Raw genomic sequence first — 15,255 nt, forward strand, 5'->3', positions numbered from 1 at the left:
TCGCGTTTCCGGCATCCTGAGCGAGCACGTCGGCCACCACCGATATCCGTCGACCTCTCGACATGCTCGCGTCCTCTCGACATGCTCGCGCCCTCTCGACATGCTCGCGCCCTCTCGACATGTTCGCGCCGAACGGGTCGCCTCGAGCGAGCCGCAGGCGCTCCGCGATATCGGAGGCGACCAGGTCCGCACGCGGCGAGGAACGGGCAGTCGGCTCGGCCGCCGGGGTGGCGGCGCGGGCGGTCACCGGCACGTCAGCGTGCCGTCCTCGCGAGATACCGTGATCCGGTGGCACACGCACTCCCCACTCCGGACGGACCCGCGCACGAACCGGTCCTGGTCACCCTCAGCACGCCCGCGCGCCGCAGCCTCGTCGCCGGACTGGTGCGCCCGTACACTCCGGACCCCACGGAACCCGTGCTCGACGCTGACGCCACCGACGCCGAAGTGGCCGGTTTCCTGGCCGCCATCGCCCATGCGGACACCGGCTACATCGCGCGCACCGCCGACGGCGCTCGCGCCCTGGCAGTCGTCGCGGCCACTGTCGCGGCGTTGTGTGGGGAGGATATTCGCGCTGCCCTGGAGCAGCCCGACATCGCCTTCCTGACGGCGCTGAAACCACCTGCCGTGGAAGCGGTGCGCGCCGTACTGCTGGCGATCGAGACCGACCGCCCGGAACCGCTCCGGAAATCGCTGGCGGCCCTGGCACCCTGACCGGTCCACCTCGGCCCGGTCGGAGTTCGAGGACTGCGTCGGACCTGCGAGGCAAATATCGCGCAGACACGATTCGGGGAAAACAAATACAGTCGAAGGCGTGCCGCACATCGCCTACTTCGGACCGTCCGGAACTTTCACCGAGATGGCTCTGGCCGAACTCGAGTCCGCGAATGTCATCGCCGGGCCGGTCGAGCGTGTACCGGCCCCGTCGCCGCCCGCCGCGCTGGAGATGGTTCGCCGGGGCGAGGTCGAGGGCGCGGTGGTGCCGATCGAGAGCTCGATCGAGGGCTCGATCTCGACCACACTGGATTCGCTGGCGGTCGGCCCGCGGCTACAGATCGTCGCCGAGACCGAGATGGAAGTGACCTTCGAGATCCTTGCCGCGGCGGGCACGACCGTCTCCGATGTGCGGACCCTGGCGGTCTTCCCGGTCGCGCTGGGGCAGGTGCGCGAGTGGGTCGGGCGAACGCTGCCGGGAGTGCGGATCTACACGTCGGCGTCCAATGCGGCGGCCGCGGAGGACGTCGTCGCCGGTCACGCCGACGCCGCGGTGTCCACGACGCTGGCGGGCCGACGGCTCGGCCTGAGTTCACTGGCCTCCGGCGTGGCCGATCACGATCAGGCCGTGACCCGCTTCGTGCTGGTCCGGCGCCCGTGCGTGGCGCCCGCGCCTACCGGGTCCGACCGCACCTCCATCGTCCTGGAACTGCCCAACGTGCCCGGTTCGCTCATGCGGGCCTTCGCCGAATTCGCCACCAGGGGTATCGATCTGACGCGCATCGAATCCCGCCCCACTCGAACGGGCATGGGCACGTACCGGTTCTATCTCGACTGCGTCGGCCACCTCGACGATCCCGCGGTAGCCGAGGCGCTCAAGGCGCTGCACCGTACGTCCCGGATCAGGTTCCTAGGTTCCTGGCCCACGGTGTCGCAGGCAGGAACGCCGCCGCCGTCGGACGAGGAAGCGGCACAATGGTTGACGCAGTTACGAAAAGGAGTGGCGGATCTATGACGACGCCGGGCACCGTGGGCAAATTGATCCTGGTGAGGCACGGTGAGACCGAGGGCAATGTGGCCCGGCTGCTCGACACCAGGGTGCCCGGCCTGCCGCTGACCGAACGCGGTGCGGCACAGGCCAAGACGTTCGGTTCCCGATTGACCGCCGCGCCTACGGTGTTGCTGAGTTCGGTGGCGCTGCGCGCGCGACAGACCGCGAGCTACATCGAGGAGGTCACCGGCGTACCCGCGACCGCGCTCGAGGACGTGCACGAGGTGCAGGCGGGCGATCTGGAAGGTCTTGCCGACGACAACGCCCACCAGACGTTCCAGCGGATCTACGGCGCCTGGCATGAGGGCGATCTGAGCGTCACGGTCCCCGGCGGCGAATCCGGCGCCGACGTGCTGGCCCGGTTCCTGCCGGTGATCGAAGATCTGCGTGACCGCTATCTGGACCCCTTGACGCACACCGGCGACGTATTGATGGTGAACCACGGCGCCGCCATGCGCCTGGTAGCCCGCACGCTGGCAGGCATCGCGCCGCCGTTCGCGACCACCAACCGACTCGACAACACCGAGACCATCGAGCTGGTACCCCGTGCCGACGGTAGCTGGGAATGCGTGCGGTGGGGCCGGTTCGTCCCACCGTTCGACTACGCGAAAGCGACTTCGGCTCAGCCGACCATGGGCTGAGCCGAAGTGCCGAGCGAAACGCCCGAATCAGAGCGATTGCGGCGCCATCTGCGGCGGGAACTCCTCGCGTTCGGGCAGTGAGCTGATCAGGTCCTTGATCGCGGTGCGCAACCGCGCCGTCGAACCGCTGCTGATCGATGTCCACTTCGTGCCGTCGTCGGCGACGGCGGCGGTGAGGACGATCCGTCCACCCCTCGTGTCGAAGACCGCGATGTGACTGTCGGCGATCTCGCGAGTGCCGTCGCCGTATACCACCGCGGAAATCTGGGAATGCGAATGAATCTCGACCAGGGCGGAGGCCAAGGCCTGAGCATCACGCGCGGGTGTGCAGATCTTCGCCAGCCGGTTCGCGGTGGTCGCCGCATCACCTGTGTCACCGAAAACCGGTGCGAGCAGTTCGGTTTCGGCGTTCATGCTCTCGATATCGAGTGGTTCGGCCGGGCCGAGGGCGGCGATCAGCGGGCCGGGCAGATCCTCGTCCACCTCGTCGAGCACGTACGAGAACGGCCCGCGTAGCGCCACGACCGTGAGATCGTCGCCCTGTGCCAGCGCCAGTCGGTTGATCTGGCCGTTCACCACCAGCCGGAGTGCCAGCACCCAGCGCGGGCGATACAGGGTGCGCAGCCGGTCCTCGAGTTCCCGATGGACCACGCCGTCGATCAGGAAACCACGATCGATCAGCGCGCGCTCGGCGACCTGCATGGCCGCGTCGTGATCGGCCTCGTTGTCGTAGCGTCCGACAGCCTGGAGCACAACCGGCAACTCGTCGAACTGCAACCGCTCCAGCAGGAACTGCATCTCGTCGAGGCCGACCGAAACGCTCCCCAGCGTCGACGGACCACCGGCCGCTCCCAGTACGCTCACTCGGCCGACCCCGTCGGCGCCGCTCCGATCACACCGTCGGCGGCGAAGCGGTGGTCGCCGAAATGGTCGTCGCGCAGGTATTCGGCAGCCTTGTGATCGGTCTCATCGTCGTCCGACTGCGCCGTGCGGCCGAGCAAAGGGCTGCCCGAGGCGGACGCAGGTCGGGCGGCGGCGGAATCGACGCGGGTGACGACCTCGGTCACCGGTGCGGCGGCGGGCGCGGCGGCCGGTGTGCCCGAACCCCAGCCCTGTGGCAGTTGCATCGATCCGTGCTGCAGGGCGCCCGAGGAGCCGAGGCCGACGGTGGCGGAGTGGGTCGCCGTCGTGAGGCTTGCGCCGCCCGCGGCCGGGCCGGCCCCCGTCATGCCCGCCGGGGTGGCGGCCATGGCCGGAGCGGTGGTCGACGCGGCCGCGATCATGCCTGCCCCGAGGTTGCCCACGGTGCTCGCGCCGCCGCCGGCGACGGTGCCGGCCACACCGGCGACCTGGTTGACCACACCGACCACGCCGGGATTGTTGAGGGCCGACACGGCGCCAGCGACCGCGGTGCTCAGCGGATCGCCCTGGAACGAGCTCTCGGCAGCCGTGCCGACATCGGTGGTGCCCGCGCCGTCGGCGATGGGTGGCGGGGCGTGGAACTCGCCCGGCGTCATCACCGTGGCGGTCGTCGCGGCCTCGTAGGTCTCCATCACCAGCGCGGCCCGCACATCCATGGCCGACTTGGCGAGTTCGGCCGCCTCGAAGGCTCCCGAAACCGCGCCCGGCGGATTGGCCGAGGCGACGACCGCGGCGTTCACCGCGACGATTTCCGGCAGGCTGGGCATCGCCAGCGAGGCGACGGTGTAGGCCGTGGCGTTCGCGGCGGCCTTGCTGCTCATGGTGGCGGCCATGACGCTCTGCTCGTAGGCCCACGTGGTGAACGGGACCAGCCGGGAAAGCGCGGCGATGCCGTTCACGCCCTGCATTCCGACGCCCAGCTCGGCGATCACCCGAGCGACGGTGGCTGTCGCGTCGGTCCAGGCGGCGGTGAGCCCACCCCACGAGGTCGCGGCCGCGGAGATCGGCACCGCGTGCGCTCCCGCATTGAGCGCGATGGAATTGGCTTCTGCCATGCGGGGCAGCCAGAACACCCCGGTGATACCTGCGGTCATGCTTGTGTCTCCCCTGTGTCGAAGATCGCGTGAGCCGTCAGGCCCCGATGGTTCCGGCGACGGCCTGCATCACGCCTGCCTTGACCACGTCCTCGGCGACGTGTGTGCCCAGCTGCAGGCGCAGCACCGCGGCCGCGTGGTGCAACTCGAGGACGGCCTGGGCGATGGAATGGTCATGGGTGGCCGCGGCCCGGTTGAAATGGTTCGCCGCGAGCAGCGAGACCTCTTCGGCGCCGGAGGGCAGCACGTGGGTCGCGGGACCGGCGAACGCGGCGGCCCCGGCCAGCCGCTCGGCGAGCAGATCGAGCTCGGCGGCTGCGGCGAGGACGAGCTCGGGTGAGATAGAAACGTGGCCGACCATTACTCGACTCCTTCTGGTGGCGGTCCGGCTGATGCAGACAGTTCGGCGGAACCACGAGAATTCCCCCTACGACTGATTGGACGCGACAGCACCGCGATCGGTTCCATCGAATCCCCTCCTTCGTCAGATCTTGCCAGTCGCCCTACTCGCCCCCCGATCACCACCGGTACAGGTGGGTGCGGCGACTGCCCCGAGACCTAACCCCATCCCAACTGATGAAGCCGGTCCTCGTCAATGCCGAAATAGTGTGCGATCTCGTGGATCACGGTGATCGCGACCTCCTCGACCACCTGCTCCTCGTTCGAGCAGATGTCCAGGATCGCCTCGCGGTAGATGGTCACCGTGTCGGGAAGCGACCCGCCGTAATGACTGTCGCGCTCGGTCAACGCGATGCCGCGGTAGAGACCGAGCAGGCTCGGTTCGTCGGGGTCGCGCGCCTCGACCAGGATCACGACATTGTCGATGGCGCCGGTCAATTCGGGGGGGATGAGGTCGAGGGCATCGGCGACGAGTTCCTCGAAGCGCTCCTCGGACATGGCCACCGTCACGGCCGGTCGCCCGTCACCGGGGCTGCGGGGGCAGCGGCGCCGCCCCCGGCAGCGGCGCGGGCGTCGAGCGACCCGAATTCGGCGGCGGCACAGGGGCTTGCCCGTTGATCAGGATGTCGCCCTTGGCCGAACCGACGATCGGGGCGAAGCCCTCGCGGTCGGTACCCTTGCCGATCATGCAGTCGAGCTTGCGGCTGCCCGCCAGCCAGCTCGCGGCGTCCACGTAGTCGAAGAACAGCGTCAGCGTCTTGTTGCGGATGGCCTCCGGCGAACCGAGATAGGCGTTGACCGCCTCGGTGCACTGCTCCTCGACGTACTTGTCCTGGTCGGCCTTCGCGGGCGGACCGCCGGTGAAGTGCGCGGCCAGATCGACCGAGGAGACGATCTCCACCGAGTGCTCCTGCGCGCAGTCGATCGGGTCGGTCGGCAGATTCTGGTTGATGCCGAGGCAGGTGCCCGGCTCGAAGACCTTGGACTGGTCCTGCTCGGCGGCGCTGCCGGTGGTCGGCAACGGGCTACCGGTACTGGCCGAGAACTGTAGGCCGCAGCGCAGTGTGCGGTCGCCTGCCGACCAGCCGTCCGCGCTCGGGTACATCAGGCCCACCACATAGCGCCCGCGCGGATCGAACTTGCCGTTCATGTAGCGCTGCACCGCGGGCACGCAGTGCTCTTCCTTCAGCTCGGTCAGCCGCAGCGAATCCGGGAACCGCGAGCCGGGACCGAATTCGACGCCCGGGTACCGGGACATGTCGATGTCGGCGGCCACTTCGAACAGGTGACGGTTGGCGCAGTCGACCTTCACCAGATCGCTGCGATCGGCCTTGTTCCAGCTCAGGCAGTCGCCGGTGGAGGCGGTGCCGAACTCCTTGTCCAGCAGGGTGTGCGCGGGCGCCGCCGGATTGTGCACCTCCAGGCCGGACTCGTTGTCGAACCCGCTCACCGCCAGGGTCACCAGGGCGGCCACCACCGCGCCCGCGGCGGTCGCCAGCAGACCCCAGCGCAGCTTGGGCGCCGACAGGCTCGTTCCGCGCGACCCGGCCTGCTCGGCGGTGTCCGCGGAAACCGCGTCGCCGGAGGCGGCGTCCGCGGGCGCAGGCGTCTGTGGCACATCATCGGTGGACATCGCGCTCCATCATGGCAGGACCGTTCGCGCGGTGTCACGAGCCCGGCGGGGTCGCTGGTGGTAATCGGTGTGACCGGCCCACATCGCGGCGACTAGGCTGATTGCCCATGATCGACCTCCGACTCCTGCGGGAGGCCCCCGACGTGGTGCGCGCCTCGCAGCGCGCGCGTGGTGAAGACCCGGCTCTGGTCGACGCGCTGCTCGAGGCCGACGCCGCCAGGCGTGCGGCGGTCGCCTCCGCCGACAACCTGCGCGCCGAGCAGAAGGCGATGAGCAAGCAGATCGGCAAGGCCGCCAAGGAGGACCGGCCCGCTCTGCTGGCGCACGCCGGAGAGCTGTCGGCCAAGGTCAAGGAGGCCGAAGCGGCCCAGTCCGCCGCCGACGCCGATCTGGACGCCGCGCATCGCGCGATCTCCAACGTGGTGCTGCCCGACGTCCCCCCGGGGGGCGAGGACGATTTCGTGCTGCTCGAAACCGTCGGGGAGATCCCGGAATTCGGTTTCGAGCCCAAGGACCACCTGGAGATCGGCGAATCGCTGGGTCTGTTCGACATGGAGCGCGGCGCGAAGGTGTCCGGTTCGCGCTTCTACTTCCTCACCGGCTACGGCGCGATGCTGCAACTGGGCCTGCTGCAGCTGGCCGCGCAGAAGGCCGTCGCCAACGGCTTCACCATGATGATCCCGCCGGTGCTGGTGCGCCCGGAGGTCATGGCGGGCACCGGCTTCCTGGGCCAGCACTCCGCCGAGGTCTATCACCTGGCCGACGACGATCTGTACCTGGTGGGCACCTCGGAGGTGCCGATGGCCGGCTACCACGCCGAGGAGATCCTCGACCTGAGCAAGGGCCCCAAGCGCTACGCGGGCTGGTCGTCGTGCTTCCGCCGGGAGGCCGGCAGCTACGGCAAGGACACCAGGGGCATCATCCGGGTGCACCAGTTCGACAAGGTCGAGATGTTCGTCTACACCACTCCCGATCAGGCCGAGGCCGAGCACAAGCGGCTGCTGGACTGGGAGCGCGAGATGCTCGCCGCTGTCGAGGTGCCTTATCGCATCATCGACGTGGCGGCAGGCGACCTGGGCAGTTCGGCCGCGCGCAAGTACGACTGCGAGGCCTGGGTGCCCAGCCAGCGGACCTATCGCGAGCTCACCTCCACCTCCAACTGCACCACGTTCCAGGCCCGCAGGCTCGCGGTGCGCTACCGCGACGAGAACGGGAAACCCCAGATCGCGGCGACCCTGAACGGCACGCTGGCGACCACGAGGTGGATCGTGGCGATCCTGGAGAACCATCAGCAGGCCGACGGGTCGGTACGGGTTCCGGCCGCGTTGGTGCCCTTCGTCGGCACCGACGTGCTGCGGCCCGCGAGCTGAGCGATCGGGATAACCGACAGGTCGCCGGCGCCGGAATTGTGGGATGTGGCGACCAGTGTGCTGTGCAGTGTCTAGGCTGTGGGGCGTGCGAGGAATCGGGGCGCGCGGCGATACCCGAACCCGGGTGCGGGCGGCATCGGCGCTGGCGACGGCAATGGTCATGGCGAGAACCACCGGGGCGTTCTACGTCATGGGTGGCGTGCTCGGCCTGGTGATCACCGCGGTCGCCCCGGGTGACGAGGGTAATCGGCCGCTGGTCGGTACCGCGGCGGCGATCGCGCTGCTGCTGGGCTTGACGCTGCTCGCGTGGGGTCCGCGCCTGCCGCACGTGATCCATCACGGGTACGTCGTCATCGCGACCATCCTGATCACCATCGCGGTCTACGCCTTTCCGAACACCGTGGGTGCCATCAGCCTGGCCGCGTTCTACGTCTTCGTGGCCTGCGATGCCGCGCTGTTCTTCCGGTGGATCCAGGCGAACGCGCACATCGCCTTCGCGGTGGTCATGTGCCTGTGGGCGCTGCCGACCCGCGATCTGCCCTGGTGGTCGGGCATCATCCCGGCCGGGGTGACCTTCGGTGTCGGCGTGGTCGTCGGCATCCTCACCAGGATGGCCTCGGAAGCCGATATCGACGTGCTCACCGGTCTGCTGAACCGGCGGGGTTTCGACCGGGCGCTCAACACGGCGATCGCCCAGGCCAACCGCACCGGGCAGAGCCTCTCGCTGGTGCTGGTCGATCTCGACCGCTTCCAGAAGATCAACGATCACCTCGGCCATCGCGCCGGTGACGCCGTGCTGCAGCGGGTCGGCGACACCTGGTCGAAGCTGCTGGCACCCGACCAGCGCCTGGCCCGCTACGGCGGTGACGCCTTCGCGCTGCTGCTGCCGAATGTGACCGAACAGGCCGCCATCCTGCTCACCGAGCAGTTGCGCGCCGCGGTCACCACCGGTTGCTCGGCGGGCGTGACCTCCTGGCAGCCGGGGGAGTCCGGTTCGCTGTTGGTCAGCCGCGCCGACGTCGGCCTGTACCGCGCCAAGCAGGCCGGCCGCAACCGCACGGTGCTGGAGTCCTCGCGGCAGCTGCCGCTGGCGGTGGAGTTGCGCGAGGCGATCGACCGGGGCGCGTTGGACGTGCACTACCAACCGATCGTCAGCCTGACCGAGGGCGGCGGCAAGGCGGTCGGCGTCGAGGCGTTGTTGCGCTGGTCGTCCAGCGCCCAGCCGGACGTCACCACCGAGGGCCTGATCCGGGTCGCCGAGGAATACGACCTGATCTCCGACCTCGACGAGCTGGTGCTGCGTCGCGCCTGCGCCGACGCGGCCCGGTTGCAGGAGACCTTCGCCCAGTTGGACCTGACCCTCAACGTCAATGTCAGCGGCCTGGAACTGGCTGAACCCGGCTACGCGGACCGGGTGTGGGAAATCCTCTCCTCGACCGGGTGGCCCGCCGATCAGCTGGTGCTCGAGGTGACCGAAAGCGAGCTGGCCGCCGAATCCCAGACCGCCATCGCCAACCTGCACGCCCTGCGCGATCGCGGCGTGCGCATCGCCATCGACGACTTCGGCACCGGTTACTCCTCGTTGAGCCGGCTGGCGACCCTGCCCAGCGACATCCTCAAGGTCGACCAGTCCTTCGTCGCCGCCATCCGCTCGGATTCCCCCGCTCCGCCGCTCCTCGGGGTCATCGCGGCCCTGAGTTCCGCGCTGGATCTGCAGGTGATCGCCGAAGGCGTGGAGACCGAGTACCAGGCCGCGGTGCTGACCGAACTCGGTTTCGCGCTGGCGCAGGGCTACCACTACAGCGACTCGCATCCGGTCTCGGAGCTGATCAACGACCTCAATCAGGGGCAGGGCCGCATCGGCGGCAGCGTGGAACGCGAGGACGCCGTGGCCTCCAACGGCTGGGTGCCGCTGAACTGACCGCGCTGGACCCTGGGCCTTCGGAAATCCGCTTGACGCCCGACGAGGTCCGGGACGAAGCTGGCAGTCATGAGCATTCGCTTCAGTGGTTATTGACCCGATCCCAGCTCCGGTACACCGCGTGCGCGCCGCCCCGGTTCGCTGTCGAACCTGGCCCTGCGAGCGGTGCTGTTCAAGGGCTCGCGGGAGTTCGTCCCGCTCTACGCTCTCTACGCGTTGCTGTTCGCCGACCACGGCCTGAACACCGCGCAGATCTCCTCGCTGCTCGCACTCTGGTCGGTGACCTCGTTCCTGCTCGAGGTGCCCTCCGGCGCATGGGCGGACACGGTCTCCCGACGCGGGCTGCTCGTTCTCAGCGGCGGGTTGGTCGCGGCCGCCTTCACGCTCTGGACCGCCACACCGTCCTACCTCGGATTCGCCCTCGGTTTCGTGCTGTGGGGCGTGTCCGGCGCACTGGAGTCGGGCACCTTCGAGGCGTTGATGTACGACGAACTCGCCGCTCGCGACCAGGCCGGCGCCTACGCCCGGCTGATGGGTTACACCCGCGCCGCCGCCGAGATCACCGTGTTGGTGGCGATCCTCGCGGCCGCCCCGCTATACGTCCTCGGCGGTTACGCGCTGGTCGGCTGGGTGAGCGTGGCGACGGCGGTCGGGCACACCGCGATCTGTCTGCTGTTGCCGAACGCGCCCGGAGCGGGCGAGCCGGGGCGCGGGGACCCGCAGGCATACGCCGCGCCGCGCGAGGCGGGAGTCCCGGACGGCCAGGTTCCCATCGGACACGTTTTCGTGCCCGTCGTGCCCGGACCGGCTGTGGCTGACGACGCTCCAGCGGCGGCTGCGGCCGCCGGAGCGACGACGGTTACTGCTGTAGGTGCTGTCGGGCCGGGGGTTGTCACTGCTCCGGTCGCGGCTGGGCCTTTCGCCACGGTGCCTGCGGGCGCTGTGCCTGCCGTGCCTGCGGGCACCGTGCCCGCGGGCGAGATCCCGGGCCCCGTGATCGCCGCGCGCGATCGTCCCGGCGCCGAGCCGATGGTGGCGCGCTATCTGGCGATGCTGCGAGCCGGTGTCGCAGAGACGTTGCGGGTGCGCGGCGTGCGGCGTGGCGTGCTGCTCGGGGCGCTGCTGTTCGGCATCACCGCCTATGACGAGTACTTCCCGCTGTTGGCGCAGTCGGCGGGCGTCTCGACGACGGTGGTGCCGGTGCTGATCGGCGTGACGGTGGCCGGGTCGATGGCGGGCACGCTGCTGGCCGGGCGGACGAGTTCGCTGTCGGCGCGTTCCCTGGCCTGGATGGTCGCCGCGGGCGCGGTGTTGTTCGTCGGTGGCGCGCTGGTCGCCGGGGCGGCCGTGCACAGGCCGGAGTGGGTGTATCCGCTGACCGTCGCCGGATTCGTCGCCATCGGGATCGGTTACGGCGCGGTGCTCAATGCCGAGATCGTCGCCGACGCCCGGCTGCAGGACGCGATCGAGGGACCTGCCCGAGCCACGGTGACCTCGGTGTCCGGCCTGCTCGCGGAGATAGTCGCGCTCGGTGTCGTCGGCGTCGCGGCGCTGGCAGGCACCTGGCTGTCCATGTCGACGACCCTCGCGATCCTCGGCTCGGCCATGTTCGTCATCGCGGCCGTGATGCCCGCGTGGTTGCCCCGCCGCAAGGGCTGATGCGGTGCCTGCCGAGTGCTGTGGACGCCGGGGACATCGCGCCGGACGGTACGGTTTTCGGCATGACCGCGCGGATGAGGCTGGGGGTGGCGTGCGGGTTCGGCATCGGCGCGGGTGTGGCGGTGCAGGCACGGATCAACGGCGCGCTGGGAGCGCGGTTGCACGACGGGATCGCCGCGGCGGTCATCAGTTTCGGTACCGGGCTGGTGCTGCTGGTGATCGCCTTCGCGCTGAGCGGCCGCTTGCGGGGCGGGCTGGCGGAGGTGCGGGCCGCCGTCGGGGACGGACGGTTACGCGGGTGGCAGCTGCTCGGCGGGTTGTGCGGGGCGTTCTTCGTGGCGAGCCAGGGGCTGACGGTGGCGGCGATCGGGGTGACCGCGTTCACGGTGGCGGTGGTGGCCGGGCAGTTGGTGAGCAGTCTGGTGGTGGATCGGCTGGGGCTCGCGCCGAGCGGGCGCACGCCGGTGACGCCGTTGCGCGCGGCGGCCGCGGTGATCGCCGTCGGCGCGGTGTTTCTGGCGTCCGGCGGGCGCTCCGGCGCAGCGCCCGCCGGTCTGGCTCTGCCGGAGTCCCTGCGTGAGGCGCCCGACGTGCTGCTGATCGCGCTGCCCGCGCTGGCGGGGATCGGGCTGGCCTGGCAGCAGGCGGTGAACGGGCGGGTCGGGGCGGTGGGCGGTCCGGCCCCGGCCACATTGATCAATTTCGCTGTCGGGTTCGCGGCGCTGTGCGCGGTGGAGTCGGTGGTACTGCTGACCGTGAGCGGGCTCGGTCCGCTGCCCACGGAGCCGTGGCTCTACCTAGGCGGCGCCATCGGGGTCGCGTTCATCGGGCTGGGCGCGGTCACGGTGCGCTGGATCGGCGTCCTGCTGCTCGGGCTCACCTCGGTGGCGGGCCAGCTCGTCGCCTCGGTCCTGCTGGACCTGCTCGTCCCCGGCGGTCCCGGCCTGCGGTCCCGGGCGATCGTCGGCTGCGCCCTCGTCCTGCTCGCGCTGGTCCTGGCGATGCGGCGTCCGAACCGAGCCGAAGGCGAACGCGAGAACCGCGCCGTGCGGGGAACGTGATGGCCGCGATTACGAGAACCGCGCGGAGCGGGGAACGTGAGGACCGCGAACGCGAGGACCGCGCCGAACGAGCACGCGAATGCGGGGGTCGAGCCGCGTAATGAGCGGGGACCGATGCCGTCCTCGCGCCCGCGCCGCCGCCCGGCGCGCACGCGAGGACGGCACGCGAATCAGAGCTTGCTGGAACGCAATTCGTGACCCCGGGAGGTCTTGCAGCGACCGGACTCCAGATCCCACTGCCAGCCGTGCAGATTGCAGGTGAGGGTATTGCCCTCCACCACACCGAATTTCGACAGGTCGGCCTTGAGGTGCGGGCACCGGCGCTGCACCTGCCAGCCGTCCAGTTCGATGGTGGCCGAGTCGTCGTGGGCCTCGGAGAACCAGCCGTCGGCGTAGGCGATGCGCTCGTCGGTGAGGCACTTGAAGAAGGTGTAGAGGAATTCGTTGTAGCCGCCGATGCGCCAGGCCTGGAACCGGGTGGACAGGAAGATGGTGTTGACCCAGTCCGGTTCGTTGTCGCGCAGCACCGTGCGCACCAGCTCCGGCGCGATGCGGAAGCCGTAGCGGTAGCGGCCCTCGCCCTCGATCGGTTCGCGCACGACCCGCTTGGGGAAGTCGAGCACTACCGTCTCCTCGCCGAGCACCAGGCCGACGGGGTATCCGATGCCGTCGCAGATCAGATCACTCTGCGCCATGATCGGCTCGAACAGCGCCTTCAGCGGTTCCAGCAGCGACCCCTCGCCGGTGGCCCAGGTGGCCTTCTCTGCCTCCAGCGCTGGCGCGAAGCGCTGGGCCATGTCCTCGATGTAGGCGGCCTTGTCGCCGTAGATCCGGTCCGGATCGAACGGGTGGGTGAGTTCGAGTTCCTTGCCGCGGACATCGGCGACCGAGCCGGGGATCATCAGGATCCCACCCTCGTTGCCGTGGATGCGCATCTGCTCGAGGAAGACCATCTGGTCGGGGAAGATGTTGCCCTCGTCGCCGTGGTCGTCGTTGAGATGGCGCAGCTCGGGGTCGAGGAAGACCGGCGGACCGGCCGAGGGCACCACCCAGGTGGCGCCGACCTGCTCGATGTAGCTGCGGGCACGGTCCATGCCGCGCTGACGCTTCTGCTTGCCGAAGTTGGTCTTGGTGCGCGAAGGGATGTCGTAGACCATCGGGTACCAGATCGCGCCGGAGTACTGCAGCAGGTTGATGTCGATGTGCCCGAAGGCCTCGTGCAGCACATCCATGTCGACCGGCCGGGCGTCGTTCATGTTGAAGCAGGTGGTCTCGCCGTCGGAGACGACCAGCCCGGAGTCGCCGATCGGCCCGTCGGCGGGCGCGCGCAGCGCGATGATCATGATGTCGAGCTCGCCGCCGGGGCCGGTGACGGTGTGCTTGACCGAGTTCTCGGTCTCGAAGAACGTGTGGAAGCCGAGCTTCTCGAGCTCACGGCGCAGGTCGGGCACCGGGAAGTCCGGCAGCAGTACCGTGGCGTCCTTGTTGACGTGTTCGGCGAGGTTCTTCGCGTCGAAGTGGTCGCGGTGCAGGTGCGAGACGTAGAGGAAGTCGCAGTCGCCGAGGGCGTCCCAGTCCAGCCCGCTGTTGTCCGGGAAGGGGACCCACGAGCCGAAGTACGCCGGGTTGACCCAGGGATCGCACAGGATCGTCCCGGCCGCGGTACGGATGTGGAAACCGGCGTGTCCGACGCTGGTGATCTGCACGAGCTGTTCCTCCTGACCGTTGCCAGCACCCAGGGTAGTGGCTGGCGGATGAGTGCCGAAGGCGGCTGCCCCGGGTGGTGACCTCGGTCCTACGAGGTCGTGACGTCGCCGATGCAGTAGCCGGCCGAATTGCCCGCATCGGTCTCGCGCTGGGTCAGCGTGAAGGTGCGGGCCTGCGTGACTCCGTCGTCGTCGGTGACCGGGACGTCGACGGTGATGTAGTCCGCCGACAGCCAGGCCGAGGTGAGCTGCTCGCCGGTGAACGCGGTGACATCGCCCAGCTTGCGTGGATTCGCGGCCAGCGGGGCGGCCACGGACTCGCCTCTGCCGGTGGGGTCCCAGTCGGCGGGGGAGGCGGCGCAGATCAGCGGGTGGGTGTCCTCGGTGTCGGCCGGGTCGAGCGGTTCGCCGACCAGGCGCGAGAGGTAGCGGCGCACGGTGTGCCTGGCATCGGCGTCGTTGTACTGGACGCTCGCGCCCGCTGCGCCCACCCGCGGGCAGGCGTAGCCGTCGGCCAGCGCCGCGCGGTCCACGGTGACCGACAGCGTGCCGCTCTCCCAGGTCACCGTGTCGGCGGTGGCCGTGCCCGGCTCGGCGAGCGCGGCGAGCACGCCCTGCGGGTACTGGTACATCTGCGTCACATTGCCGGGAGCCAGCGTCCAGCACTTCTCCTGGAGGTCGGCGATGGTGTCGTTCTCCAGATCGGCGGCCCACCGGCGCAGCGCGGGCACGGCCTCGGGCACGCCGGGCACCGCGCCGACCTCGGGGGCGTCCTCGGGCACCGGCGGCAGCGCGGGGGCAGGTGCGGCGGGGGTCGGTGCGATCCCCGAGCTGCCCGCGTCGTCCGTGCCCGCCGCGGCGGCGGTTTCCACCGAGGCCGGGGACGAGGACGGCACGTCGTCGACCGGGATACCCGACACCGAGTCGCAGCCGGCGAGCAACAGGGCTGCCGCGGCCAGACCACAGGACAGCACGCGGGCGCCGCGGCGCGGCGCGCCCGCTCCGCTCGCTGCTGTCCGGTCGTGTTCACTCGCGTGCGGACGGGCACGTTCCACTTCGACGATCCTCTTTCGCTGGCAGGTGCG

Annotated in this window: 14 protein-coding genes; 7 read left to right on the forward strand and 7 right to left on the reverse strand. The window is 69.9% G+C overall.

The features are described 5' to 3' along the window. Nucleotides 1–288: 288 nt before the first annotated feature. From IU449_RS20200 to IU449_RS20210, 3 genes are all read left to right on the forward strand, one after another. The gene (locus IU449_RS20200; RefSeq protein WP_195003656.1) at nt 289–714 is read left to right on the forward strand and encodes a hypothetical protein; all 426 of its coding nucleotides are present in this window, start codon (nt 289–291) and stop codon (nt 712–714) included. A gap of 100 nt (nt 715–814) precedes the next feature. Next, a complete protein-coding gene (gene pheA, locus IU449_RS20205; protein ID WP_195003657.1) occupies nt 815–1,729 on the forward strand; it encodes a prephenate dehydratase in 915 nt (304 codons plus the stop codon). Then, nucleotides 1,726–2,406, forward strand: a complete 681-nt coding sequence (locus tag IU449_RS20210) for a histidine phosphatase family protein (protein WP_195003658.1) — start codon at nt 1,726–1,728, stop codon at nt 2,404–2,406. Before pheA ends, IU449_RS20210 begins: the two co-directional genes overlap by 4 nt. A 27-nt stretch (nt 2,407–2,433) precedes the next feature. Here IU449_RS20210 and IU449_RS20215 read toward each other — a convergent pair whose 3' ends face one another. The 5 genes from IU449_RS20215 to IU449_RS20235 all read right to left on the reverse strand — a co-directional run bounded on the left by IU449_RS20215 (nt 2,434) and on the right by IU449_RS20235 (nt 6,453). Beyond that, entirely contained in the window at nt 2,434–3,270 is an 837-nt protein-coding gene (locus IU449_RS20215; protein ID WP_195003659.1) for an ESX secretion-associated protein EspG, read from the reverse strand. Beyond that, nucleotides 3,267–4,421, reverse strand: a complete 1,155-nt coding sequence (locus IU449_RS20220) for a PPE family protein (protein WP_195003660.1) — start codon at nt 4,419–4,421, stop codon at nt 3,267–3,269. The genes IU449_RS20215 and IU449_RS20220 overlap by 4 nt, the downstream gene beginning before the upstream one ends. A gap of 37 nt (nt 4,422–4,458) precedes the next feature. Then, entirely contained in the window at nt 4,459–4,782 is a 324-nt protein-coding gene (locus IU449_RS20225; RefSeq protein WP_195003661.1) for a PE domain-containing protein, read from the reverse strand. Nucleotides 4,783–4,979: 197 nt separating this feature from the next. After that, the gene (locus IU449_RS20230) at nt 4,980–5,330 is read right to left on the reverse strand and encodes a metallopeptidase family protein (protein ID WP_195003662.1); all 351 of its coding nucleotides are present in this window, start codon (nt 5,328–5,330) and stop codon (nt 4,980–4,982) included. A gap of 13 nt (nt 5,331–5,343) precedes the next feature. Further along, the gene (locus IU449_RS20235; protein ID WP_195003663.1) at nt 5,344–6,453 is read right to left on the reverse strand and encodes a septum formation family protein; all 1,110 of its coding nucleotides are present in this window, start codon (nt 6,451–6,453) and stop codon (nt 5,344–5,346) included. Nucleotides 6,454–6,560: 107 nt separating this feature from the next. Here IU449_RS20235 and serS point away from each other — a divergent pair, with 107 nt between their 5' ends. The 4 genes from serS to IU449_RS20255 all read left to right on the forward strand — a co-directional run bounded on the left by serS (nt 6,561) and on the right by IU449_RS20255 (nt 12,464). Continuing rightward, nucleotides 6,561–7,823, forward strand: coding sequence for a serine--tRNA ligase (gene serS / locus IU449_RS20240; protein ID WP_195003664.1), 1,263 nt, complete (start codon nt 6,561–6,563; stop codon nt 7,821–7,823). An 85-nt stretch (nt 7,824–7,908) separates the two neighbouring features. Next, nucleotides 7,909–9,744, forward strand: coding sequence for a putative bifunctional diguanylate cyclase/phosphodiesterase (locus IU449_RS20245; protein WP_324188342.1), 1,836 nt, complete (start codon nt 7,909–7,911; stop codon nt 9,742–9,744). Nucleotides 9,745–9,909: 165 nt separating this feature from the next. Further along, entirely contained in the window at nt 9,910–11,403 is a 1,494-nt protein-coding gene (locus IU449_RS20250) for an MFS transporter (RefSeq protein ID WP_195003665.1), read from the forward strand. Between the two features lie 62 nt (nt 11,404–11,465). Then, nucleotides 11,466–12,464, forward strand: coding sequence for a DMT family transporter (locus IU449_RS20255; RefSeq protein ID WP_228805216.1), 999 nt, complete (start codon nt 11,466–11,468; stop codon nt 12,462–12,464). Between the two features lie 170 nt (nt 12,465–12,634). Here the strand turns inward: IU449_RS20255 and IU449_RS20260 are convergent, their stop codons facing one another. Both IU449_RS20260 and IU449_RS20265 read right to left on the reverse strand, forming a co-directional pair. After that, nucleotides 12,635–14,170 carry a Rieske 2Fe-2S domain-containing protein gene (locus IU449_RS20260; protein ID WP_195003666.1) on the reverse strand — a complete coding sequence of 512 codons (1,536 nt, stop codon included), beginning with the start codon at nt 14,168–14,170 and terminating at the stop codon, nt 12,635–12,637. Between the two features lie 89 nt (nt 14,171–14,259). After that, nucleotides 14,260–15,225 carry a hypothetical protein gene (locus IU449_RS20265; protein WP_324188343.1) on the reverse strand — a complete coding sequence of 322 codons (966 nt, stop codon included), beginning with the start codon at nt 15,223–15,225 and terminating at the stop codon, nt 14,260–14,262. Nucleotides 15,226–15,255: the final 30 nt, after the last annotated feature.

This window comes from Nocardia higoensis, from assembly GCF_015477835.1.
GTDB lineage: Bacteria > Actinomycetota > Actinomycetes > Mycobacteriales > Mycobacteriaceae > Nocardia > Nocardia higoensis_A.